This window comes from uncultured Georgenia sp., assembly GCF_937958535.1.
GTDB lineage: Bacteria > Actinomycetota > Actinomycetes > Actinomycetales > Actinomycetaceae > Oceanitalea.
Genome location: NZ_CALGNQ010000085.1, coordinates 1 through 1,693, shown reverse-complemented (window position 1 = coordinate 1,693; position 1,693 = coordinate 1). Strand labels below are relative to the sequence as shown.

At 73.5% G+C, this 1,693-nt stretch carries 2 protein-coding genes; both read left to right on the top strand.

Annotation, left to right across the window (positions count from 1 at the left end):
- Nucleotides 1-617: thiamine pyrophosphate-dependent enzyme (locus Q0195_RS04970; RefSeq protein WP_299275388.1), on the top strand; the 617-nt coding region annotated here is incomplete at its 5' end.
- A gap of 8 nt (nt 618-625) precedes the next feature.
- Nucleotides 626-1,612, top strand: a complete 987-nt coding sequence (locus Q0195_RS04965; protein WP_299275391.1) for a transketolase C-terminal domain-containing protein — start codon at nt 626-628, stop codon at nt 1,610-1,612.
- Nucleotides 1,613-1,693 lie beyond the last annotated feature (81 nt).

Below are 1,693 nucleotides of genomic sequence, written 5' to 3'. Positions count from 1 at the left end.
TCACCTGCTTCGGCGACGGTGCCACGAGCCAGGGCGACGTCAACGAGGCGATGGTCTTCGCCGCCTCCTTCCACGCCCCGCTCGTCCTCTTCTGCCAGAACAACCAGTACGCCATCTCCGAGCCGGTGAGCGTCCAGACCCGGGTGCCGATCGCGCTGCGACCCACCGGCTTCGGGATCCCGGCGCTGCGGGTGGACGGCAACGACGTCCTCGCCGTCCGGGCCGCCTGCCGGCTGTCCGTGGACCGGGCGCGCCGCGGTGGCGGGCCCACGTTCATCGAGGCCGTCACCTACCGGATGGGACCGCACACGACGAGCGACGACCCCACCCGCTACCGTGGCGAGGCCGAGCTTGCCGCCTGGCAGGAGCGCAGCCCGCTGCGCCGCGTCGAGCAGCACCTGGCCCGGCTCGGCGCACCGGTCGCCGACATCGTGGCCGAGGCGAGGAAGCGCGCGGAAGAGGTGGCCGCCGAGCTGCGGGAGACGGTCGCCGCCATGGCGCCCCCGCCGGTCGACACCATGTTCGACCACGTCTACACCACCGAGCACGCGGGTCTGGCGCGGCAGCGGCGCCACCGGGCCGCGTTCGCGGCCTCGATCCGGGAGGACCAGCCGTGAGCCCCACCATGACCCTGGCGAAGGCGCTCAACACCGCGCTCGACGACGCCCTGGGCGCCCGCGAGGACGTCGTGCTCATCGGCGAGGACATCGGCACCCTGGGCGGCGTCTTCCGGATCACCGACGGGCTGCAGACGAGGTACGGCGCCTCCCGCGTGATCGACTCCCCGCTCGCCGAGGCGGGCATCATCGGCACCGCGGTCGGGATGGCCTACCGCGGGCTGCGCCCGGTGTGCGAGATCCAGTTCGACGGGTTCGTCTTCCCCGGCCTGGACCAGCTCGTCACCCAGGTGGCCCGCCTCCACTACCGCACCGGCGGCGCCGTGCGGATGCCGATGACCGTCCGTGTCCCCTACGGCGGCGGCATCGGCGCCGTCGAGCACCACTCGGAGTCCCCCGAGGCCTACTTCGCGCACACCCCCGGGCTGCGTGTCGTGACCGTGGCCAGCCCCCAGGAGGCCTACCAGACGCTGCGGGCGGCGATCGACTGCGACGACCCGGTCGTCCTCCTCGAGCCCAAGCGTCGCTACTGGACCAAGGGCGAGGTCGACACCACCGCCCGCGCCGACCTCGACACCGCCCGGGTCGTCTCCCCCGGGCAGGACGTCACCCTCGTCGCCTACGGCCCTATGGTGGCCACCGCCCTCGACGCCGCGGTCGCGGCGACCGAGGAGGGCATCAGCATCGAGGTCGTCGACCTGCGCTCCATCTCCCCGGTCGACCGGCAGACCGTCGCCGCCAGCGTGCGCCGCACCGGTCGCCTGGTCGTCACGCACGAGGCACCGGCGAGCTGCTCGGTCGCCGCCGAGGTCATGGCCGTCGCCGTCGAGGAGTGCTTCGCGCACCTGGAGTCCGCACCGGAGCGGGTGACCGGCTACGACATCCCCTACCCCCCGGCCGCCCTGGAGGACGCCTTCCTGCCGGACCTCGACCGCATCCTCGACGCCGTGGACCGCACGCTGGGACGGCGCAGCTCGCTGGGGGTGGCCTCGTGACCACGACGTTCCGGCTGCCCGACCTCGGTGAGGGGCTCACCGAGTCGGAGATCGTCACCTGGCACGTCGCCGAGGGCGACG